Origin of the sequence: Streptococcus mitis, from assembly GCF_946190275.1 — a bacterium.
Classification (GTDB): domain Bacteria; phylum Bacillota; class Bacilli; order Lactobacillales; family Streptococcaceae; genus Streptococcus; species Streptococcus mitis_DC.
Window position 1 is genome coordinate 26,099 of sequence record NZ_CAMHZQ010000004.1, and the last position, 20,009, is coordinate 46,107.

21 protein-coding genes are annotated in these 20,009 nt (G+C 40.4%); 15 read left to right on the plus strand and 6 right to left on the minus strand.

Annotated elements, in window-relative coordinates; all coding sequences use genetic code 11:
* Positions 1 to 11 precede the first annotated feature (11 nt).
* The 3 genes from N8M20_RS03425 to N8M20_RS03435 all read left to right on the plus strand — a co-directional run bounded on the left by N8M20_RS03425 (position 12) and on the right by N8M20_RS03435 (position 2,926).
* The gene (locus N8M20_RS03425) at positions 12 to 890 is read left to right on the plus strand and encodes a F0F1 ATP synthase subunit gamma (protein ID WP_000301215.1); all 879 of its coding nucleotides are present in this window, start codon (positions 12 to 14) and stop codon (positions 888 to 890) included.
* Positions 891 to 1,089: 199 nt separating this feature from the next.
* A complete protein-coding gene (gene atpD, locus N8M20_RS03430; RefSeq protein ID WP_000094357.1) occupies positions 1,090 to 2,496 on the plus strand; it encodes a F0F1 ATP synthase subunit beta in 1,407 nt (468 codons plus the stop codon).
* Positions 2,497 to 2,506: 10 nt separating this feature from the next.
* Complete coding sequence (locus N8M20_RS03435) at positions 2,507 to 2,926, plus strand: F0F1 ATP synthase subunit epsilon (RefSeq protein ID WP_000068043.1); 420 nt, start codon at positions 2,507 to 2,509, stop codon at positions 2,924 to 2,926.
* 43 nt (positions 2,927 to 2,969) lie between these two features.
* Here the strand turns inward: N8M20_RS03435 and N8M20_RS03440 are convergent, their stop codons facing one another.
* Positions 2,970 to 3,983 carry a lactonase family protein gene (locus N8M20_RS03440; protein WP_261079069.1) on the minus strand — a complete coding sequence of 338 codons (1,014 nt, stop codon included), beginning with the start codon at positions 3,981 to 3,983 and terminating at the stop codon, positions 2,970 to 2,972.
* Positions 3,984 to 4,179: 196 nt separating this feature from the next.
* On the opposite strand from N8M20_RS03440, the gene N8M20_RS03445 reads away from it, so the two are divergent.
* From N8M20_RS03445 to N8M20_RS03470, 6 genes are all read left to right on the plus strand, one after another.
* A complete protein-coding gene (locus tag N8M20_RS03445) occupies positions 4,180 to 6,174 on the plus strand; it encodes a peptide ABC transporter substrate-binding protein (protein ID WP_261079071.1) in 1,995 nt (664 codons plus the stop codon).
* A 117-nt stretch (positions 6,175 to 6,291) separates the two neighbouring features.
* Positions 6,292 to 7,458 (plus strand): AI-2E family transporter, encoded by a 1,167-nt coding sequence (locus N8M20_RS03450; protein WP_261079072.1) that lies wholly within the window; start codon positions 6,292 to 6,294, stop codon positions 7,456 to 7,458.
* Positions 7,448 to 8,677 (plus strand): tetratricopeptide repeat protein, encoded by a 1,230-nt coding sequence (locus N8M20_RS03455; RefSeq protein ID WP_261079073.1) that lies wholly within the window; start codon positions 7,448 to 7,450, stop codon positions 8,675 to 8,677. Before N8M20_RS03450 ends, N8M20_RS03455 begins: the two co-directional genes overlap by 11 nt.
* 138 nt (positions 8,678 to 8,815) lie before the next feature.
* Positions 8,816 to 9,457: an amino acid ABC transporter permease gene (locus N8M20_RS03460; RefSeq protein ID WP_261079074.1), complete on the plus strand. Its 642-nt coding sequence runs from the start codon at positions 8,816 to 8,818 to the stop codon at positions 9,455 to 9,457.
* A gap of 9 nt (positions 9,458 to 9,466) precedes the next feature.
* On the plus strand, positions 9,467 to 10,096 hold the full coding sequence (locus tag N8M20_RS03465; RefSeq protein ID WP_000891754.1) for an amino acid ABC transporter ATP-binding protein: 630 nt from the start codon (positions 9,467 to 9,469) through the stop codon (positions 10,094 to 10,096).
* Between the two features lie 9 nt (positions 10,097 to 10,105).
* On the plus strand, positions 10,106 to 10,945 hold the full coding sequence (locus tag N8M20_RS03470; RefSeq protein ID WP_261079075.1) for an amino acid ABC transporter substrate-binding protein: 840 nt from the start codon (positions 10,106 to 10,108) through the stop codon (positions 10,943 to 10,945).
* Positions 10,946 to 11,006: 61 nt separating this feature from the next.
* Here N8M20_RS03470 and lysS read toward each other — a convergent pair whose 3' ends face one another.
* From lysS to N8M20_RS03495, 5 genes are all read right to left on the minus strand, one after another.
* Positions 11,007 to 12,497, minus strand: a complete 1,491-nt coding sequence (gene lysS, locus N8M20_RS03475) for a lysine--tRNA ligase (RefSeq protein ID WP_261079076.1) — start codon at positions 12,495 to 12,497, stop codon at positions 11,007 to 11,009.
* A 137-nt stretch (positions 12,498 to 12,634) separates the two neighbouring features.
* Positions 12,635 to 13,252 (minus strand): histidine phosphatase family protein, encoded by a 618-nt coding sequence (locus tag N8M20_RS03480; protein ID WP_261079077.1) that lies wholly within the window; start codon positions 13,250 to 13,252, stop codon positions 12,635 to 12,637.
* Positions 13,252 to 13,734 carry an aminoacyl-tRNA deacylase gene (locus tag N8M20_RS03485; protein WP_261079078.1) on the minus strand — a complete coding sequence of 161 codons (483 nt, stop codon included), beginning with the start codon at positions 13,732 to 13,734 and terminating at the stop codon, positions 13,252 to 13,254. Before N8M20_RS03485 ends, N8M20_RS03480 begins: the two co-directional genes overlap by 1 nt.
* Positions 13,734 to 14,576, minus strand: coding sequence for a DUF368 domain-containing protein (locus tag N8M20_RS03490; protein WP_261079079.1), 843 nt, complete (start codon positions 14,574 to 14,576; stop codon positions 13,734 to 13,736). Before N8M20_RS03490 ends, N8M20_RS03485 begins: the two co-directional genes overlap by 1 nt.
* A gap of 94 nt (positions 14,577 to 14,670) precedes the next feature.
* A complete protein-coding gene (locus N8M20_RS03495; protein ID WP_261079080.1) occupies positions 14,671 to 15,471 on the minus strand; it encodes a glycoside hydrolase family 25 protein in 801 nt (266 codons plus the stop codon).
* A 156-nt stretch (positions 15,472 to 15,627) separates the two neighbouring features.
* On the opposite strand from N8M20_RS03495, the gene glmU reads away from it, so the two are divergent.
* The 6 genes from glmU (at position 15,628) to N8M20_RS03525 (ending at position 20,004) form a co-directional block, all read left to right on the plus strand.
* The gene (glmU, locus tag N8M20_RS03500; protein ID WP_261079081.1) at positions 15,628 to 17,007 is read left to right on the plus strand and encodes a bifunctional UDP-N-acetylglucosamine diphosphorylase/glucosamine-1-phosphate N-acetyltransferase GlmU; all 1,380 of its coding nucleotides are present in this window, start codon (positions 15,628 to 15,630) and stop codon (positions 17,005 to 17,007) included.
* Between the two features lie 9 nt (positions 17,008 to 17,016).
* Positions 17,017 to 17,562, plus strand: a complete 546-nt coding sequence (locus N8M20_RS03505; RefSeq protein ID WP_261079082.1) for an NUDIX hydrolase — start codon at positions 17,017 to 17,019, stop codon at positions 17,560 to 17,562.
* 11 nt (positions 17,563 to 17,573) lie between these two features.
* Complete coding sequence (gene macP / locus N8M20_RS03510; RefSeq protein ID WP_000517861.1) at positions 17,574 to 17,885, plus strand: cell wall synthase accessory phosphoprotein MacP; 312 nt, start codon at positions 17,574 to 17,576, stop codon at positions 17,883 to 17,885.
* Positions 17,886 to 17,901: 16 nt separating this feature from the next.
* A complete protein-coding gene (locus N8M20_RS03515; protein WP_261079083.1) occupies positions 17,902 to 18,594 on the plus strand; it encodes a 5'-methylthioadenosine/adenosylhomocysteine nucleosidase in 693 nt (230 codons plus the stop codon).
* A 76-nt stretch (positions 18,595 to 18,670) separates the two neighbouring features.
* On the plus strand, positions 18,671 to 19,162 hold the full coding sequence (gene rocS, locus N8M20_RS03520; RefSeq protein ID WP_000021242.1) for a chromosome segregation protein RocS: 492 nt from the start codon (positions 18,671 to 18,673) through the stop codon (positions 19,160 to 19,162).
* A gap of 251 nt (positions 19,163 to 19,413) precedes the next feature.
* Positions 19,414 to 20,004, plus strand: a complete 591-nt coding sequence (locus tag N8M20_RS03525) for a 3'-5' exonuclease (protein WP_237446799.1) — start codon at positions 19,414 to 19,416, stop codon at positions 20,002 to 20,004.
* The last annotated feature ends 5 nt before the right edge of the window (positions 20,005 to 20,009 follow it).

Genomic DNA, 20,009 nt, shown 5'->3' on the forward strand with positions numbered 1-20,009 from the left:
AGAGGTGTCAGATGGCAGTATCTCTAAATGATATTAAAACAAAAATCGCCTCAACAAAAAATACGAGTCAAATCACTAATGCCATGCAAATGGTATCGGCTGCTAAGCTAGGTCGCTCTGAAGAAGCAGCTCGTAACTTCCAAGTCTATGCTCAGAAAGTTCGCAAACTTTTGACAGATATTCTTCATGGTAATGGAGCTGGTGGTTCAACCAATCCGATGTTGATTAGCCGTCCCGTGAAGAAGACAGGCTATATCGTCATTACTTCAGATCGCGGTTTGGTTGGAGGTTATAATTCTTCTATTCTGAAAGCCGTTATGGAGTTGAAGGAAGAATACCATCCAGACGGTAAAGGTTTTGAAATGATCTGTATCGGTGGAATGGGAGCTGATTTCTTTAAGGCTCGTGGTATTCAACCACTTTATGAATTACGTGGCTTGGCAGACCAACCTAGCTTTGATGAAGTTCGTAAGATTATTTCAAAAACTGTTGAAATGTACCAAAATGAACTCTTTGATGAGCTTTATGTTTGCTACAACCACCATGTCAATACGCTAACCAGTCAAATGCGTGTGGAACAAATGCTTCCGATTGTTGACTTGGATCCCAATGAAGCGGATGAAGACTACAGCTTGACTTTTGAATTAGAGACAGGCCGAGAAGAAATTTTGGAGCAGTTGTTGCCTCAGTTTGCAGAAAGTATGATTTACGGGGCTATTATCGATGCCAAGACAGCTGAAAATGCTGCCGGTATGACAGCCATGCAAACAGCGACAGATAATGCTAAGAAAGTCATTAATGATTTGACAATTCAGTATAACCGTGCCAGACAGGCGGCGATTACACAAGAAATTACAGAAATCGTAGCGGGTGCTAGTGCCTTAGAATAGGCTCTAGTCCAGCTCGTATGAAAATGAACTTATACTCAATGAAAATCAAAGAGCAAACTAGGAAGCTAGCCGCAGGCTGCTCAAAACACTGTTTTGAGGTTGCAGATAGAGCTGACGTGGTTTGAAGAGATTTGCGAAGAGTATTAGGACCTAGTTGAGCTAGGAACCGACAGTATCTTATATAGAATAGGAGAAGGAGATGAGTTCAGGTAAAATTGCTCAGGTTATCGGTCCCGTTGTAGACGTCTTGTTTGCAGCAGGGGAAAAACTTCCTGAGATTAACAATGCACTTGTCGTCTACAAAAATGACGAAAGAAAAACAAAAATCGTCCTTGAAGTAGCCTTGGAGTTGGGAGATGGTATGGTCCGTACTATCGCCATGGAATCAACAGATGGGTTGACTCGTGGAATGGAAGTATTGGACACAGGTCGTCCAATCTCTGTACCAGTAGGTAAAGAAACTTTGGGACGTGTCTTCAACGTTTTGGGAGATACCATTGACTTGGAAGCTCCTTTTACAGAAGACGCAGAGCGTCAGCCAATTCATAAAAAAGCTCCAACTTTTGATGAGTTGTCTACCTCTTCTGAAATCCTTGAAACAGGGATTAAGGTTATCGACCTTCTTGCCCCTTACCTTAAAGGTGGTAAAGTTGGACTTTTCGGTGGTGCCGGAGTTGGTAAAACTGTCTTGATTCAAGAATTGATTCACAACATTGCCCAAGAACACGGTGGTATTTCAGTATTTACTGGTGTTGGGGAACGTACTCGTGAGGGGAACGACCTTTACTGGGAAATGAAAGAATCAGGTGTTATCGAGAAAACAGCCATGGTATTTGGTCAGATGAATGAGCCACCAGGAGCACGTATGCGTGTTGCCCTTACTGGTTTGACAATCGCTGAATACTTCCGTGATGTAGAAGGCCAAGACGTGCTTCTCTTTATCGATAATATCTTCCGTTTCACTCAGGCTGGTTCAGAAGTATCTGCCCTTTTGGGTCGTATGCCATCAGCCGTTGGTTATCAACCAACCCTTGCTACGGAAATGGGTCAATTGCAAGAACGTATTACATCAACCAAGAAGGGTTCTGTAACCTCTATCCAGGCTATCTATGTGCCAGCGGATGACTATACTGACCCAGCGCCAGCAACAGCCTTCGCTCACTTGGATTCAACAACAAACTTGGAACGTAAGTTGGTACAATTGGGTATTTATCCAGCCGTTGACCCACTTGCTTCAAGCTCACGTGCCTTGGCACCTGAAATCGTTGGAGAAGAGCACTATGCAGTTGCTGCAGAAGTAAAACGTGTCCTTCAACGTTACCATGAGTTGCAAGATATCATTGCTATCCTTGGTATGGATGAGCTTTCTGATGAAGAAAAGACCTTGGTGGCTCGTGCCCGTCGTATCCAGTTCTTCTTGTCACAAAACTTCAACGTTGCGGAACAATTTACTGGTCAGCCAGGTTCTTATGTTCCAGTTGCTGAAACTGTTCGTGGCTTTAAGGAAATCCTTGATGGTAAACATGACCACTTGCCAGAAGATGCCTTCCGTGGTGTAGGTTCTATCGAAGATGTGATTGCCAAAGCTGAAAAAATGGGATTTTAAGAGGTGATCTATGGCTCAGTTAACTGTCCAGATCGTGACACCAGATGGTCTCGTCTATGATCACCATGCCAGCTATGTATCGGTTCGAACTCTGGATGGTGAGATGGGGATCTTGCCACGACATGAAAATATGATTGCGGTTTTAGCAGTTGATGAAGTAAAGGTAAAGCGTATTGATGATGAAGATCACGTGAACTGGATTGCAGTAAACGGGGGCGTTATTGAAATTGCCAATAATACCATCACAATCGTTGCGGATTCTGCAGAACGTGCTCGTGATATCGATATCAGTCGTGCAGAACGTGCCAAACTTCGAGCAGAGCGTGAAATTGAAGAAGCACAAGACAAAAACTTGATTGATCAAGAACGTCGTGCGAAGATTGCACTGCAACGTGCCATTAACCGTATTAATGTCGGAAAAAGACTATAAGAAAAAATGAACTTGAGTTATCAAGTTCATTTTTTATGGTTTCTTAAGGGGCAAAACTGATGCAGACTGCTTCTGGAACATGGAAGTCATTAGAAAGTTCTGCTAGACGTCCAGTTTCAGAATTGCGTTTAAAGACGGTTACATTGTCAGAGTCCTGATGGACAGCAATGACAAATTCTTGGTCTGGTGTCAAATCAAAATCACGTGGAGTCTGACCATGTGTAGGAACGATTTCTAATAACTCTAAGCTACCGTCTGCAAGAATTGTATATACTGCGATAGAATCATGACCACGGTTAGAAGCGTAGAGGTATTTACCATCTTTAGAGAGACGAATAGCAGCAGTACCATTAAAGCCTTCATAACCGTCTGGTAGAGTTGAAATGACTTGCATGCGTTCAAATTCGCCAACACCATCGTAGATTAGAACCTCGATAGTGCTATTGAGTTCACAAATGAGATAAGCGATTTTATAATGGTTATGGAAAATAATATGGCGTGAGCCTGCTCCTGGCTGGCTATGATAGGTATAGAGCTTAGATAATTTTCCTTCTGGATCAAGATCATAAGTAATTACTTGGTCAGTACCCAAGTCGCAGGTCACTAGATAGTGGTCAGGTGTTAAATCTGTATAGTGAACATGTGGAGAAGCTTGATTTTCATGTGGACCTTGGCCACTGTGTTGATCAACATCACTAAGTAGAAGACGACCATCTTCCTGACGTTTATAAACAAGGACCTGTCCCTTGTGGTAGTTGGCCGCATAAACCAAATCACGCTTTTCATCAACGGCAACATAACAGTGGGGGGCTCCTTCTTCAACGACATGATTTAATAAAGTCCCGTCAGTTTGATAGGCTGCAATTCCTCCCTTATCGTCTTGACTACCAACAGTGTATAAATGTTGGTGCTGGTCAAAGGCAAGGTAGGTTGGGCTTGGCTCAGTAGCAAAAAGTTCTAGATTTGAAAGCTGACCAGTTTCTGTATCAAAGTCTGCCTTGTAAATCCCTTGAGAAGTACGACGTGTATAAGTTCCAAAATAAACAGTTTCTTTCATAACTTTACCTCTATATAAAGATAAGACTATTATATCACAAAAACAAGCCAATTAAAGACATCCAATTAGATGTAAGCACTTTAAAAAAATAATTGATTGTTTTTTTGAAAAATATAATAATATTGAGATTGTTTTCCTTACTTTTCTTCTTAAAAGTGCTATAATGAATCTATCAAATTTTAAAAGGAGTTTGACTATGAAAAATCGTGTTTTCTTAGCAGCAGGAGTTGCTGTACTCTCGGCAGCTGTCCTAGCAGCGTGTTCATCTGGTAATGGTAATAAAGAAGCAACTAAACCAGCAACTAAACCAGTTACTTATGCCTATGTATTCTCATCAGATCCTGTTACTTTGGATTATACAGTTTCTGGAAATGTCAGCACTAAACAGGTCACAGGTAACGTTATTGACGGTTTGCTTGAAAATGACCAATATGGGAATCTTGTTCCATCAGTTGCAGAAGATTGGACTGTTTCCAAAGATGGTTTGACCTATACCTATAAAATCCGTCAGGGTGTCAAATGGTATACCAATGAGGGGGAAGAGTATGGTGAAGTCAAGGCTCAAGACTTTGTAACTGGTCTGAAGCATGCAGCAAATAAAAAATCACAGGCTCTTTATCTCGTACAGGATTCTATCAAAGGATTGGATGACTATGTAAATGGGAAAACAACAGATTTTTCTACTGTTGGGGTAAAAGCAACTGACGATTATACTGTAGTCTATACTTTGAATCATCCAGAATCTTTCTGGAATTCAAAAACAACAATGGGAGTCCTTGCACCAGTTAATGAAGACTTTTTAGCTTCTAAAGGAGATGACTTTGGTAAACCAACGGATGTAACGAGCATTCTATACAATGGGCCTTATCTCCTCAAAGGTCTTACATCTAAGTCTTCTATCGAAATGACTAAAAACCAAAACTACTGGGATAAACAAAATGTCTTTATTGATGATATCAAGTTATCTTTCTTTGATGGTCAAGATGCAGACTCTCTAGGTCGCGGTTTTGATGAGGGACATTATCCAGCTGCTCCACTCTTTAAAAACTCTGCCAACTATGAACGTCTAAAAGAAAAGTACAAGGATAATATTGTATATGGTCAACAAAGAGGTGGCGTATTCTATATGTCTACTAATATTGATCGTGTGTCATACAATCACACTGCTAAAACAAGTGATACAGAAAAAACTTCTACTAAGAAAGCCTTGTTAAACAAAGATTTCCGTCAAGCCTTGGCTTTTGCGGTAGATCGTAAAGCAGGGATCTCTCAAGTATTTGGTGATGAAGTAGGACCTCGTAAGTTACGGACAAGTTTCACTCCTCCAACATTTGTTCAAGTAGGAGATCAAACATTTGGTCAAGTCACTAAGACAGAATTGGATAAATTGGATAATGTCTGGAAAGATGTTAGTCTTGATGATGCCCAAGATTCACTTCATAATGTAGACAAGGCTAAAGCTAAGTTTGAAGCTGCTAAGAAAACCCTTCAAGCTGATGGAGTCCAGTTCCCAATTCATTTAGATTTGCCAATTTCTTCATCAAATCCAGATTTTATTCGTCAGGTTCAGTCTTATAAACAATCCATTGAGGAAGCCTTAGGCTCTGACAATGTAGTTGTTGATATTCAACAAGTTTCTGATGACGAATTGGGCAGTATGACTGTCCTAGCTACTTCCAATACCAATACCGACTGGGATATTAATGCAGTCAGTGGTTGGACTCCAGACTTTGCAGATCCATCGACTTATCTAGATGTATTTGATCCAACTTCAGGTCCAAGTCTCCTAAGTGCTCTTGGTGTGGCACCAGGAACAGACAATCCAGTTATTAAAACAGTTGGATTGGATAAATACAAAGAACTGATTGATGATGCAAATAGTGAGAAAACAGACCTTCAAAAACGTTATTCCAAATATTCTAAGGCTCAAGCTTGGTTGTCAGATAGTGCACTTGTTATTCCAGTATACTCTGATGGTGCTCAAATGCTAGTGACGAAAATGGTTCCTGGCAGTGGTGCCGGTGGCTGGGTAGGTGACAAGACTAGTGAAAATAGCTACAAGTATCTGAAAATCCAAGATAAGATTGTCACTACTAAAGAAATGGATGAGTTCCGCAAGAAATTTGCTGATGAAAAAGCCAAATCCAATGCTGATTATCAGAAGAACTTAGACCGTCATATTCAAGACTAATCGAATCTCCTCTTTTGAGGAGATTTTTTATGTCGCGGTCTCCATGTAAGCACTTTAAAAAAGAGTTATTTTGATTTAAAAATGGTATAATGGGAGAACAATAGAAAGGAAGTATTTATGGAGCAAAAAGAGAAACATTTTAGCCTATCTTGGTTTTTCAAGTGGTTTTTGGATAACAAGGCCATTACGGTATTTTTGGTAACCTTATTATTGGGACTGAATCTTTTTATTTTAAGTAAGATTAGTTTTCTATTTTCACCTGTTTTAGACTTTTTGGCAGTCGTGATGTTGCCAGTTATTCTATCTGGTTTGCTATATTATTTATTAAATCCTATTGTTGATTGGATGGAGAAGCATAAGGTTAATCGTGTCATAGCAATCAGTACTGTTTTTGTGATTATCGCTCTTTTTATCATTTGGGGCTTGGCAGTAGCGATTCCAAATCTGCAACGTCAGGTCTTAACATTTGCAAGAAATGTACCAATCTACCTTGAAGATGCTGATAGGGTTATTGATGATTTGGTAACCAAGCGTTTACCAGATGATTTCAGGCCTCAGTTAGAACAAGTTTTGACAAACTTCTCTAGTCAGGCTACAGTTTGGGCGAGCAAGGTTTCTTCTCAGGCAGTAAACTGGGTGAGTGCCTTTATTAGCGGGGCTTCTCAAGTGATTGTTGCCTTGATTATCGTTCCGTTCATGCTCTTTTATCTCTTACGTGATGGAAAAGGACTACGTCACTATTTGACCCAATTCATGCCAACGAAATTGAAAGAACCTGTTGGACAAGTTTTATCAGATGTGAATCAGCAGTTGTCCAACTATGTTCGAGGGCAAGTGACAGTGGCTATTATTGTTGCGGTAATGTTTATGATCTTCTTCAAGATCATTGGTCTACGCTATGCGGTTACGCTGGGTGTTACTGCTGGTATTCTAAATCTGGTTCCTTATCTTGGTAGCTTCTTAGCCATGCTCCCTGCTCTAGTATTGGGTTTGATTGCTGGTCCAGTCATGCTTTTGAAAGTAGTGATTGTCTTTATCGTAGAACAAACTATTGAAGGCCGTTTTGTCTCTCCATTGATTTTGGGAAGTCAATTAAACATCCATCCTATTAATGTTCTCTTTGTCTTGTTAACTTCGGGCTCTATGTTTGGTATCTGGGGAGTCTTGCTTGGTATTCCGGTTTATGCCTCTGCTAAGGTTGTCATTTCAGCTATTTTCGAATGGTATAAGGTAGTCAGTGGTCTATATGAAGTAGAGGGAGAGGAAGTCAAGAGTGAACAATAGTCAACAGATGTTACAGGCTTTGGAAGAGCAAGATTTAGCCAAGGCTGAGCATTATTTCGCCAAAGCTTTAGAAAATGATTCAAGTGACCTTCTGTATGAGTTGGCAACTTATCTTGAAGGGATTGGTTTTTATCCTCAGGCCAAGGAAATTTACCTGAAAATCGTAGAGGATTTCCCAGAGGTTCATCTTAATCTAGCAGCAATTGCTAGCGAGGATGGTCAAATTGAGGAAGCCTTTGCCTATCTTGAGGAAATCCAAGCTGACAGTGACTGGTATGTTTCGGCTTTGGCTCTAAAAGCAGACCTTTACCAGTTGGAAGGTTTGACAGATGTGGCGCGTGAGAAATTGCTGGAGGCTTTGAGTTATTCAGATGATCCTCTCTTGATATTGGGTTTGGCAGAATTAGATAGTGAATTGGAAAATTACCAAGAGGCCATTCAAGGCTATGCCCAGTTAGATAATCGCTCGATTTATGAGCAAACGGGCATTTCCACCTATCAACGAATTGGCTTTGCCTATGCCCAGTTAGGGAAATTTGAAACGGCCACAGAGTTTTTAGAAAAAGCCCTGGAGTTAGAATACGATGATCTAACAGCTTTTGAGCTGGCCAGCCTTTACTTTGATCAAGAAGAATATCAAAAAGCTGTCCTCTACTTTAAGCAGATCGATACCATTTCTCCTGCCTTTGAAGGTTATGAGTATGGATATAGCCAGGCCTTACATAAGGAACACCAAGTTCAAGAAGCCCTGCGTATCGCTAAGCAAGGCTTGGAGAAAAATCCTTTTGAAACAAGACTCTTGTTAGTAGCTTCACAATTTTCCTATGAATTGCATGATGCTAGTGGAGCAGAGAACTACCTCCTTACTGCTAAAGAAGATGCTGAGGATACGGAAGAAATCTTACTCCGTCTAGCAACTATTTATCTGGAGCAGGAGCGTTATGAAGACATTCTAGACTTGCAAAGTGAGGAGCCAGAAAATCTCTTGACCAAGTGGATGATTGCTCGTTCCTATCAAGAAATGGACGATTTGGATACTGCCTATGAGCTTTACCAAGAGTTGGCAGAAGATTTAAAGGACAATCCAGAGTTTCTGGAACACTATATCTATCTCTTGCGTGAATTGGGCTACTTTGAGGAAGCAAAAGTCAATGCACAAGCTTACTTAAAACTGGTTCCAGATGATGTGCAAATGCAAGAATTGTTTGAGAGATTGTAAGAATATATTTTTAAAACTGTATCTTATCATTTTTGATAGATATAGTTTTTCTTTTTAAAGAGAATTTTTTTACAAAAATTCTTGGTTATTTTGTTTATTTATGCTATAATAGGAGCAATTATTTTTAGGAGGTGCAGTATGTCTTATTTGTTTGAGATATTACCGAGTTTATTGAGCGGTGCAAGCATGACTTTGCAGGTTTTTGCACTGGTCTTGATTTTTTCTATTCCCTTGGGTGTTTTGATTGCCTTTGCCTTGCAAGTCCATTGGAAGCTCCTCCATCATCTGATTAACATTTACATTTGGATTATGCGAGGCACACCCTTGCTCTTGCAATTGATTTTTATCTATTATGTTCTCCCAAGTGTTGGGATTCGTTTGGATCGTCTTCCTGCGGCTATTATTGCTTTTGTTCTCAATTATGCGGCTTACTTTGCTGAAATTTTCCGTGGAGGGATTGATACCATTCCTAAAGGTCAATATGAGGCTGCTAAGGTCTTGAAGTTTAGTCCTTTTGCCACAGTGCGCTATATTATTTTGCCTCAGGTGACCAAGATTGTTCTTCCTAGTGTCTTTAATGAAGTCATGAGTTTGGTCAAGGATACATCTCTGGTCTATGCTCTAGGAATTTCAGATCTTATCTTAGCTAGTCGAACAGCTGCAAATCGTGATGCTAGTCTGGTTCCTATGTTCTTGGCAGGTGCTATTTACTTGATTTTGATTGGTATTGTGACCATTCTTGCCAAAAAAGTTGAGAAGAAGTACAGTTACTATAGATAGGAGGCTGCCATGTTAGAATTACGAAATATCAATAAGGGATTTGGTGAAAAGCAAATTTTATCTAATTTCAGTCTAAACATTCCTGAAAAGCAAATCCTAGCTATCGTTGGACCTTCTGGTGGAGGTAAGACAACTCTCTTACGCATGCTTGCGGGTCTTGAAACCATCGATTCAGGGCAAATCTTTTATAATGGAGAACCTTTAGAACTGGATGAATTGGAGAAGCGCAATCTACTAGGATTTGTATTCCAAGATTTTCAACTTTTCCCTCATTTATCAGTTCTAGACAATTTGACCTTATCGCCTGTGAAAACAATGGGAATGAAGCAGGAAGAGGCAGAGAAGAAGGCGCGTGGTCTTTTGGAACAATTAGGACTGGCAGGACATGCAGATGCCTATCCATTCTCACTATCAGGTGGGCAAAAGCAGCGGGTGGCCTTGGCGCGTGCTATGATGATTGACCCAGAAATCATTGGCTACGATGAACCAACTTCGGCACTAGATCCAGAATTGCGCTTGGAAGTGGAAAAACTGATCTTGCAAAATAGGGAACTTGGGATGACGCAGATTGTGGTTACCCACGATTTACAATTCGCTGAAAATATCGCAGATCAGATTCTCAAGGTTGAGCCCAAGTAGGAGGTGCCGATGACTAATAAGAAAATTGCTTTGGTATTGGTTTCGTTCCTGACTCTCTTTTTAACGGCCTGTACTCAGAAGGCTAGCGATCCAAAGCAGGATAACTGGGATAAGTATCAAGAGCAGGGAATCATTACTATTGGTTTTGACAATACATTCGTACCTATGGGATTTGAAGAAAAGAATGGCCAATACACAGGCTTTGATATTGACTTGGCGCAAGCAGTTTCTGAAAAATTAGGTTTTAAAGTTCAATTTCAGCCAATTGACTGGGATATGAAGGAGACAGAACTGCAAAATGGAACTATTGATGCCATCTGGAATGGCTATTCTGCCACTGATGAACGCCGAGAGAAGGTTGCTTTTAGCATTCCTTATATGGAAAATCAGCAAGTTCTGGTTGCGAAGAAAAGCCAGAAAATTCATTCAGTAGAGGATATGAAGGATAAGACTTTGGGAGCCCAAGCCGGTTCCTCTGGTTATTTGGATTTTGAAGCCCAGCCAGACTTACTGAAAAATCGTGTAAAAGACCAGAAGGCTAATCAGTACCAGAGTTTTAATGAGGCCTTGATTGATTTGAAAAATGACCGGATTGATGCCTTGTTGATTGACCGAGTGTATGCTAATTATTACCTCCAGTCTGAGGGTATATTAAATGACTACAATGTCTTTTCAGCTGGATTTGAAAGTGAATCCTTTGCGGTCGGAGTTAGACCAGCTGACAAAAGATTACTGCAAGCTTTAAATCAAGCTTTTATCGCACTATACCAAGAAGGAAAGTTCCAAGAAATCAGCCAAAAATGGTTTGGAGAAGATGTAGCAACCAAAGAAGTGAAAAGTAGAGATTGAGTTTTTACTCAGTCTTTTTTTGCATCAAAAAATCCTCTGGCAAGTACCAGAGGATAAGTGATTATTTCATTGTTGGGAAGAGCAATACATCACGGATAGTTGTTGTATCAGTGAGGAGCATGCAGAGACGGTCAATACCGATTCCCAAACCACCTGTTGGTGGCATACCGTATTCAAGAGCTTCGATGTAGTCGTAGTCGATGCCTGTCGCTTCATCGTCACCAAGTTCTTTGGCTTTAGCTTGGGCTTCAAAGCGACTAAGCTGGTCGATTGGGTCGTTGAGCTCAGTAAAGGCATTACCGTACTCCTTAGTCATGATGAAGAGCTCGAAACGGTCAGTAAAGCGTTCGTCTTCAGGATTCTTCTTAGCCAGTGGAGATACAGCTACTGGATGGCCATAGACAAAGGTTGGTTGGATCAAGGTTTCTTCAACAAACTCTTCAAAGAAGGCATTGATAATGTGACCAACTTCAGTGTAGTGTTTCTCAACTGGAACTTTCTTCTCAGCAGCGATAGCTTTGGCTTCTTCCAAAGTCATTTCTTGCCAGAAATCGACACCAGTAATTTCTTTGATAGCATCCACCATGTGAACACGCTTAAATGGTTCGTTGATTTTGATTTCAGTACCTTGATAGTTGACTGGGCCATCGCCTTTGACAGCTTTAGCAGCATGTTGGATAATGCCTTCAGTCAAGTCCATGATGTCTTGGAAGTCTGCATAAGCTTGGTAGACTTCGATAGAAGTAAATTCAGGGTTATGAGTAGCATCCATTCCTTCGTTACGGAAGATACGGCCAATTTCATAGACACGTTCCATACCACCAACGATAAGGCGTTTCAAGTGAAGCTCAGTCGCGATACGAAGCACCATGTCAATATTTTGGGCATTGTGGTGGGTGATAAATGGACGGGCTGCAGCTCCACCAGCTTCGTTGTGAAGAACAGGTGTTTCCACTTCAAGGAAACCTTTTTGATCAAGGTAACGACGGATTTCAGAAATGATTTTTGAACGAGTGACAAAGCGCTCAAAACTTTCACGGTTAGAAATCAAGTCAAGGTAACGTTTACGGTAAATTGTTTCAACGTCTGTCAAACCGTGGAATTTCTCTGGTAGAGGACGAAGGGCCTTAGACAAGTGTGTGATGTGAGTAGCCTTGATAGAGAGTTCTCCCATATCAGTACGCATCACTTCACCTTCGACACCAAGGAAGTCACCAAGGTCTGCTTTTTTGAAGATTTCGTAGTTTTCTTCACCGACAGCATCCTTACGAACGTAGATCTGGATTTGACCTTCGCGGTCTTGAAGGTGGGCAAAACCTACTTTACCTTTACCACGTTTGGTTACCAAGCGTCCTGCGATAGTAGCTGTTTCGTTTTTATCGTGTAATTGTTCTTTATCGAGGTCTGCAAATTTATCTTTTAATTCTTGTGAATTTGCAGTGCGTTCAAAGCGTTTTCCGAAAGGATCAATTCCTTGTTCACGGAGCGCAGCCATTTTTTCACGGCGAACGATCTGCTGGTCATTTAGTTCTTCCATATGTTCTGTTGACATGGGATCCTCCTAGTTTTACTCAAAATTGAATACGATGAGTCATTTTTTGCGATACTCCCATTTTATCATAAATAAGTAAGAAATTCACGGATAATCTTTCAAAACTAAAAAGAACTTGACGCTAAAATCAAGTTCTGTTATTGATAGGAAGTATCATTCCAAATATTGAGAGTAAATGTTTCCAAATCAACGGTTTCTAGAATTGTCAGGCTGGCGTTTGCTAGACCGCCATCTTTACGAAGAAGTGGCTCTTTATATCCTAGAAGAGTACGAAGACTGGCAGTAAGATTGGCACCGTGACCGACAATTAGAATACGCTCAGCTGGACTATCTTTTAATGATTTGATAAATTGGATGGTCCGTTGTGTTGTGCTATAGAGGGATTCGGCTCCAAACATTTGAGTGTCAAATTGAGCAAGATTAGATCGGAAAGCTTTGATTTGTTGCGGGTAAATAGATTCCAAGGTTGCAATTTTCAAACCTTCCAACTTCCCCAGCTGCCATTCACGGAGATTAGGAACACTTTCTAAAGGACAGGGCGTTTTGAGTTGACTTTGGATAATCTCGGCAGATTTGACCGCTCGAGGTAAATCACTTGAATAAATCTGATCAAAAGGAATTTCCTTGAGATATTGGCCAAGTTTTTTGAGAATGTCAATGGATTCAGGAAGAAGGGGAGAATCTCCACTAGCACCTTGAAAGCGTCCTTCCTGATTCCAGACTGTGCGGCCATGGCGGACAAAGTAGAGTTTCATTATTGGCTGTCCTCCAAGATATCTGCAAAGTCAGCTTTTACAAAGTTAGCCAAGTCTTGGGGAGCAACGATAATGCTGTGACCAACTTCCCCAGCAGAGACAATCATTTGATCCAAGTCTAGAGCAATTTTATCGATAAAAATGGGATAATTGTGTTTCTGACGAATTCCGACGGGATTATTGGCTCCATGAATATAACCTGTTGTTTTTTCCAAGTCCTTTTGTGGAATCATGCTCACTTTTTTATTGCCAGAAATTTTGGCTAGTTTCTTTTCCGACAAGTGTTGAGTGATAGGGACAATTCCGATAATTGGTCCTGTCTTGTCTCCCAAAAGAGCCAAGGTTTTGAAAATCTGATCTCGTTCATAATCTTGAGGAAGTTCTCCTTCCAGGGCATTGATTTGAATCCCCTGATGTGGGATACCTGCTTTCGACAGAATTTGTTCTACTAATGTTTTTTTGACTTTAACTTTTTTTGCCATTATTTATACTTATCCTCCAATTGGCTCATCCAAATACCAAGCCAGATTCCCAGTGCAAAGAAGAAGGCAATGATGACATATCCAACAAGTGAAAGACCAGTGTATTGGATACTTTCAGCGTTTCCTGCATTTGGAATCAAGATCAAAAGAGTACTTGATAAGACGATTCCGATGATGAAATGATAGACGCGTGAGTGGTAGTTGTTTAAGGCATAATCCATCAATTTTGAAAAAACGATGAGAGTTGCACCTGCACCAATTCCAATCGGGAAGAAGGTTCCCAAGAGGTCAAAGGTTTTAAAACCAGTCAACATAGGAGCATAGAGACCCAAAATCAAAAGTAGATTTGATGGACTGAGGCCAGGAACTAATACGCCAAGAGCCAGCAGTGCACCAGCTAGGACGAAATTAAGAAAGCTGGCACTTAAGGCTCCAACAACAAAATTTAAGGCATAGAGACCTAGTCCAGAAATGATAAAGGTTGCCCAGAACCAAGCTAAATCAATCTTGTCTCGGTCAGATTCTCGAGTTGATTCTTTGAGAAGGCTAGGAACAGTACCAATGATAGCTCCCGCAAAGCTCCATAAGACAAAGACCTGATAATTTTCAAGCAGGTATTCAATCGGGTAGGAAAATAAGCCGATTCCCAGAAGCATACCGATGGCAACTGGAATAAAGTACAAAACATTTTCTTTAAAGTCTTTAAAGGGATGGGCCAGAAAGCCAATCATCCGTTCGTAAATGCCTAAGATTGCTGCTAGAACCCCTCCGGAAATTCCCGGTAGGATAAATCCAAGAGCAATCACAATCCCTTTAATAAAGCGTGCTAACCATGAGAGCATATTTTTCCTCCAACTATTTCTATTTCAAAAAATCCTTACTATATTGTATCACAATCAAACACAAAAAGAAAAAGCAAATGCTAAACAAATGCTTTTAAGGTTTTAAAAAGAGTTTTCTAAAGGTTTCTTCTTTGTTTTTTAAGGAAGAAATGACGTTGATATCCAAATCGTGGTCAAAGCCAGCAATTTTTCCTTTAGAAGTGTACTGGTGGATGTCGTAATCTAAGTCCGTATTAGGTTTGCTTTCGAAAAATCCAGTATTTGAACCATAGGAAGGAATCCAAACAGACGTAAACTTGTCTGTATCAATACTGTGTTCTTCCATGAAGTAGACCCCAACGTAGATGCCGATATTTTTTGCACCGAGTGATTCTAGTTTTGCTCGAAAGGCTTCAACACCTTCGTTCATATTGGACATGGTTTTATCTTCCACGTCTAGCCAATAGTAACTAGGGCTGTATGGCGATGAAGCGTTATAAAAAACTTCAGCAGCCTTTTCCATTTCTTGGACACTTTTTCCAGCTACATAGGCATAGACACCAACTGGTACATTTCGTTTTTGAAATTCGGTGATATGGGTTTTAAAGGCCTTATCTACCCCATTAACAAAGGCAGCATCGTTCTCTTTTGAAGACTGAGCGCCACTATGGACGCGAACGATAGCTCCAGAAATGTTTTGGGAGAGAGTATCGTAATTAATTTCCTCAGGACGTTGCCAACCAGAAACATCAATCACCGGTTTATCTATATTATGTAGCGCTTGCGTTTCTACTTGCGCGATATTTGACTTTGTTTTTACAGGATGGTCCTCAAAACGAGGGCGATTCAGGATTAAAATGAAAATCATAATCCCAAAAAAACCAAACAAAATAAGCGGATTTATTTTCTTTCTCATATCTCATAATTTTACCTTAAAAATGAAAAAAAATCAAAAAAAAAATACTCAAAAAATGGGTTAAGAAAGGACTTTAGAGCATTTTTTCATTCAAGAGCGCGGAATGATTTGAAATATGGTATAATAAAAGGGAATTTCTAGAGAAAAGAGAAGATTATGTCAAATTATGCCATTATTTTAGCAGCGGGTAAAGGGACTCGCATGAAATCTGATTTGCCAAAAGTGTTGCACAAGGTTGCGGGTATTTCTATGTTGGAACATGTTTTCCGTAGTGTGGGAGCTATCCAACCTGAAAAGACAGTAACAGTTGTCGGACACAAGGCAGAATTGGTTGAAGAGGTCTTGGCTGAACAGACAGAATTTGTGACTCAATCTGAACAGTTAGGTACTGGTCATGCGGTTATGATGACAGAGCCTATCTTAGAAGGTTTGTCAGGTCATACCTTGGTCATCGCAGGAGATACTCCTTTAATCACAGGTGAAAGCTTGAAAAACTTGATTGATTTCCACATCAATCATAAAAATGTGGCCACTATCTTGACTGCTGAAACAGATAATCCTTTTGGCTATGGACGAATTGTTCGTAATGAGAATGCTGAGGTTCTTCGCATTGTTGAGCAGAAGGATGCTACAGATTTTGAAAAGCAAATCAAGGAAATTAATACTGGAACCTATGTTTTTGACAACGAGCGTTTGTTTGAGGCTTTGAAAAATATCAATACCAATAACGCTCAAGGAGAATATTATATTACAGATGTCATTGGCATTTTCCGTGAAGCCGGTGAAAAAGTCGGCGCTTATACTTTGAAAGATTTTGATGAAAGTCTTGGGGTAAACGATCGTGTGGCTCTTGCGACAGCTGAGTCAGTTATGCGTCGTCGCATCAATCATCAGCACATGGTCAATGGTGTTAGCTTTGTCAATCCAGAAGCAACTTATATCGATATTGATGTTGAGATTGCTCCCGAAGTTCAAATCGAAGCCAATGTTACCTTGAAGGGGCAAACGAAAATTGGTGCTGAGACTGTTTTGACAAATGGTACTTATGTAGTGGATAGCACTATCGGAGCAGGAGCTGTCATTACCAATTCTATGATTGAAGAAAGTAGTGTTGCTGATGGAGTGACAGTCGGTCCGTATGCCCACATTCGTCCAGGTTCAAGTCTGGGTGCCCAAGTCCATATTGGAAACTTTGTTGAGGTGAAAGGTTCTTCAATCGGTGAGAATACCAAGGCTGGTCATTTGACTTATATTGGAAACTGTGAAGTGGGTAGCAAGGTTAATTTTGGTGCTGGAACCATTACAGTCAACTATGACGGCAAAAACAAATACAAAACAGTCATTGGTAACAATGTCTTTGTTGGTTCAAATTCAACCATTATTGCACCAGTAGAACTTGGTGACAATTCCCTCGTTGGTGCTGGTTCAACTATTACCAAAGACGTGCCAGCGGATGCGATTGCGATTGGTCGCGGTCGTCAGGTCAATAAAGACGAATATGCAACACGCCTTCCTCATCATCCTAAGAATCAGTAGGAGCCTATCATGGAATTTGAAGAAAAAACGCTTAGTCGAAAAGAGATCTATCAAGGACCAATTTTTAAACTGGTTCAAGATCAGGTTGAATTACCAGAAGGTAAGGGAACTGCCCAACGGGATTTGATTTTCCACAATGGGGCTGTCTGTGTTTTAGCAGTAACGGATGAACAAAAACTCATCTTGGTCAAGCAGTACCGCAAAGCCATCGAGGCTGTCTCTTACGAAATTCCAGCTGGAAAATTGGAAGTAGGAGAAAATACAGACCCTATCGCAGCAGCCCTGCGTGAATTAGAGGAAGAAACAGCCTATACAGGGAAGTTAGAACTCTTATATGACTTTTATTCAGCCATTGGCTTTTGTAATGAAAAACTAAAACTATACCTAGCAAGCGATTTGACAAAGGTGGAAAATCCGCGTCCGCAGGATGAAGATGAAACCTTAGAAGTCCTTGAAGTGAACTTAGAAGAAGCCAAGGAATTAATCCAATTAGGTCATATCTGTGATGCCAAGACAATTATGGCTGTTCAGTATTGGGAATTGCAGAAAAAATAGAGGAGGTCAGTATGGGTAAACCTTTATTAACGGATGAAATGATTGAAAGAGCTAATAGAGGCGAAAAAATTTCAGGTCCCCCTTTGCTAGATGATGAGGAGACTAAGATTTTACCAACCTCTTCTTCTCGTTTTGGTTATGCCAATCCTAAGGATCATGGCTTTAGCCAAGAAACCTTGAAGATTCAGGTCGAACCGTCTATTCATAAAAGCCGTCGCATTGAAAATACCAAGAGAAATGTCTTCAATTCTAAGTTGAATAAAATCTTATTTGCAGTCATCTTTCTCTTGATTTTGCTTGTCTTAGCAATGAAACTTTTGTAATAGAAAAGGAATTGAAATGAAAATAGGAATTATTGCAGCTATGCCAGAAGAACTAGCTTATTTGGTCCAGCATTTAGACAATGCCCAAGAGCAAGTTGTTTTGGGGAATACCTATCATACAGGCACCATTGCTTCTCATGAAGTCGTTCTTGTAGAAAGTGGAATTGGTAAGGTCATGTCTGCTATGAGTGTGGCGATTTTGGCTGATCATTTCCAAGTGGATGCTTTAATTAATACGGGATCAGCTGGGGCAGTAGCAGAAGGTATTGCTGTTGGGGATGTCGTGATTGCTAACAAATTAGCCTATCATGACGTGGATGTTACAGCTTTTGGCTATGCTTATGGACAAATGGCGCAACAACCGCTGTATTTTGAATCAGATAAAACCTTTGTCGCCAAAATCCAAGAGAGTTTATCTCAATTGGACCAAAAATGGCATCTTGGTTTGATTGCTACAGGAGATAGTTTTGTTGCAGGAAATGATAAGATAGAAGCGATTAAGTCCCATTTCCCAGATGTTTTGGCTGTTGAGATGGAGGGGGCAGCTATTGCTCAGGCAGCGCATGCTCTTAATCTTCCAGTCTTAGTCATCCGAGCTATGAGTGACAATGCAAATCATGAAGCAAACATCTCTTTTGATGAGTTTATTATCGAAGCTGGACGTCGCTCTGCCCAAGTCTTGTTAGCCTTTTTGAAGGCTTTAGATTAAGCGGAAATTTGACAGTTTTTCTAGCTTATGATAAGATTTAAGTAAAGAAAAGCTAGAAAACGTTTCAGAGGATATTATGAGTATTGAAATGACCGTCAGTGAGATTGCAGAGGTCTTAGGATTATCTCGCCAAGCAATCAATAACCGTGTCAAAGAATTACCAGAAGAAGACACAGATAAAAATGACAAAGGGGTAACAGTTGTTACCAGAAGTGGCTTGATTAAGCTAGAAGAAATCTATAAAAAAACGATTTTTGAAGATGAGCCTGTCAGTGAAGATGTCAAGCAACGTGAACTGATGGAGATTCTGGTTGATGAGAAGAATGCAGAAATTCTTCGTCTTTATGAACAATTAAAAGCCAAGGATCGTCAGTTATCAGAAAAAGACGAGCAGATGCGTATCAAAGACCGTCAGATTGCTGAGAAAGACAAACAACTCGATCAGCAGCAACAATTGACCCTTCAAGCCATGAAGGATCAAGAAAATCTTAAGCTAGAGCTGGACCAAGCAAAAGAAGAAGTCCAATCGACTAAGAAAGGCTTTTTTGCTCGTTTATTTGGAGGATAATCAAGGAGCTGTTTAGGTTAAATGCTAACCTGATGGCTTCTTTTGTTTCTAAATAGTATAGTTGCTCAATTAATACTCAATGAAAATCAAAGAGCAAACTAGGAAACTAGCCGCAGGCTGCTCAAAGCACTGCTTTGAGATTGTAGATAAGACTGACGAAGTCAGTTACATATATCTACGGCAAGGCGAAGCTGACGCGGTTTGAAGAGATTTTCGAAGAGTATAAAATAACAGTATAGGAGAGGTAGAGAATGGAACGATTAGAAGATTACATTGCTTTTGACTTAGAATTTAATCAGCACGAAGGACAAACACACTTGATTCAAGTATCGGCAGTGCGTTTTAGAGATGGTCAGGAAATCGATGCTTATGATTCCTATGTCCATACTAGTGTGCCTCTAAAGAGTTTTATCAATGGTTTGACTGGGATTACAGCTGAAACCTTAAAAGATGCTCCCCCAGTGGAGGAAGTTATAAAAGAATTCCAAGAGTTTGTGGGTTCTTTGCCGATGATAGGCTACAATGCTGTTAAAAGTGATTTGCCTATTTTAGAGGACCACGGTTTAGACTACAGCCAGCAGTACAAGGTAGATTTGTATGATGAAGCTTTTGAACGTCGGAGTTCGGATTTACATGGTATTGCCAATCTCAAATTGCAAACTGTTGCCTCATTTCTCGGATTTCAAGGACAGTCCCATAATAGCTTGGAGGATGCTCGTATGACGGCGCGTGTTTACGAGTCCTTCCTAGAGTCGGATCAAGCTAGAGAATTGTTAGAGACAGAAAGTAGCCTATCAAACAATCCTTTTGGAGGCTTGGACTTATCTCAATTATTTGACTAGGAGTG

What these genes read in the sequence shown, in the direction of transcription:
- glmU (WP_261079081.1), top strand. Translation starts at nt 15,628, where the DNA reads ATGTCAAATTATGCCATTATTTTAGCAGCGGGTAAAGGGACTCGCATG.
- N8M20_RS03515 (WP_261079083.1), top strand. Translation starts at nt 17,902, where the DNA reads ATGAAAATAGGAATTATTGCAGCTATGCCAGAAGAACTAGCTTATTTG.
- N8M20_RS03505 (WP_261079082.1), top strand. Translation starts at nt 17,017, where the DNA reads ATGGAATTTGAAGAAAAAACGCTTAGTCGAAAAGAGATCTATCAAGGA.
- N8M20_RS03490 (WP_261079079.1), bottom strand. Translation starts at nt 14,576, where the DNA reads ATGCTCTCATGGTTAGCACGCTTTATTAAAGGGATTGTGATTGCTCTT.
- N8M20_RS03425 (WP_000301215.1), top strand. Translation starts at nt 12, where the DNA reads ATGGCAGTATCTCTAAATGATATTAAAACAAAAATCGCCTCAACAAAA.
- N8M20_RS03435 (WP_000068043.1), top strand. Translation starts at nt 2,507, where the DNA reads ATGGCTCAGTTAACTGTCCAGATCGTGACACCAGATGGTCTCGTCTAT.
- N8M20_RS03460 (WP_261079074.1), top strand. Translation starts at nt 8,816, where the DNA reads ATGTCTTATTTGTTTGAGATATTACCGAGTTTATTGAGCGGTGCAAGC.
- N8M20_RS03440 (WP_261079069.1), bottom strand. Translation starts at nt 3,983, where the DNA reads ATGAAAGAAACTGTTTATTTTGGAACTTATACACGTCGTACTTCTCAA.
- N8M20_RS03465 (WP_000891754.1), top strand. Translation starts at nt 9,467, where the DNA reads ATGTTAGAATTACGAAATATCAATAAGGGATTTGGTGAAAAGCAAATT.
- N8M20_RS03470 (WP_261079075.1), top strand. Translation starts at nt 10,106, where the DNA reads ATGACTAATAAGAAAATTGCTTTGGTATTGGTTTCGTTCCTGACTCTC.
- N8M20_RS03495 (WP_261079080.1), bottom strand. Translation starts at nt 15,471, where the DNA reads ATGAGAAAGAAAATAAATCCGCTTATTTTGTTTGGTTTTTTTGGGATT.
- N8M20_RS03450 (WP_261079072.1), top strand. Translation starts at nt 6,292, where the DNA reads ATGGAGCAAAAAGAGAAACATTTTAGCCTATCTTGGTTTTTCAAGTGG.
- N8M20_RS03445 (WP_261079071.1), top strand. Translation starts at nt 4,180, where the DNA reads ATGAAAAATCGTGTTTTCTTAGCAGCAGGAGTTGCTGTACTCTCGGCA.
- N8M20_RS03480 (WP_261079077.1), bottom strand. Translation starts at nt 13,252, where the DNA reads ATGAAACTCTACTTTGTCCGCCATGGCCGCACAGTCTGGAATCAGGAA.
- macP (WP_000517861.1), top strand. Translation starts at nt 17,574, where the DNA reads ATGGGTAAACCTTTATTAACGGATGAAATGATTGAAAGAGCTAATAGA.
- rocS (WP_000021242.1), top strand. Translation starts at nt 18,671, where the DNA reads ATGAGTATTGAAATGACCGTCAGTGAGATTGCAGAGGTCTTAGGATTA.
- atpD (WP_000094357.1), top strand. Translation starts at nt 1,090, where the DNA reads ATGAGTTCAGGTAAAATTGCTCAGGTTATCGGTCCCGTTGTAGACGTC.
- N8M20_RS03485 (WP_261079078.1), bottom strand. Translation starts at nt 13,734, where the DNA reads ATGGCAAAAAAAGTTAAAGTCAAAAAAACATTAGTAGAACAAATTCTG.
- N8M20_RS03525 (WP_237446799.1), top strand. Translation starts at nt 19,414, where the DNA reads ATGGAACGATTAGAAGATTACATTGCTTTTGACTTAGAATTTAATCAG.
- lysS (WP_261079076.1), bottom strand. Translation starts at nt 12,497, where the DNA reads ATGTCAACAGAACATATGGAAGAACTAAATGACCAGCAGATCGTTCGC.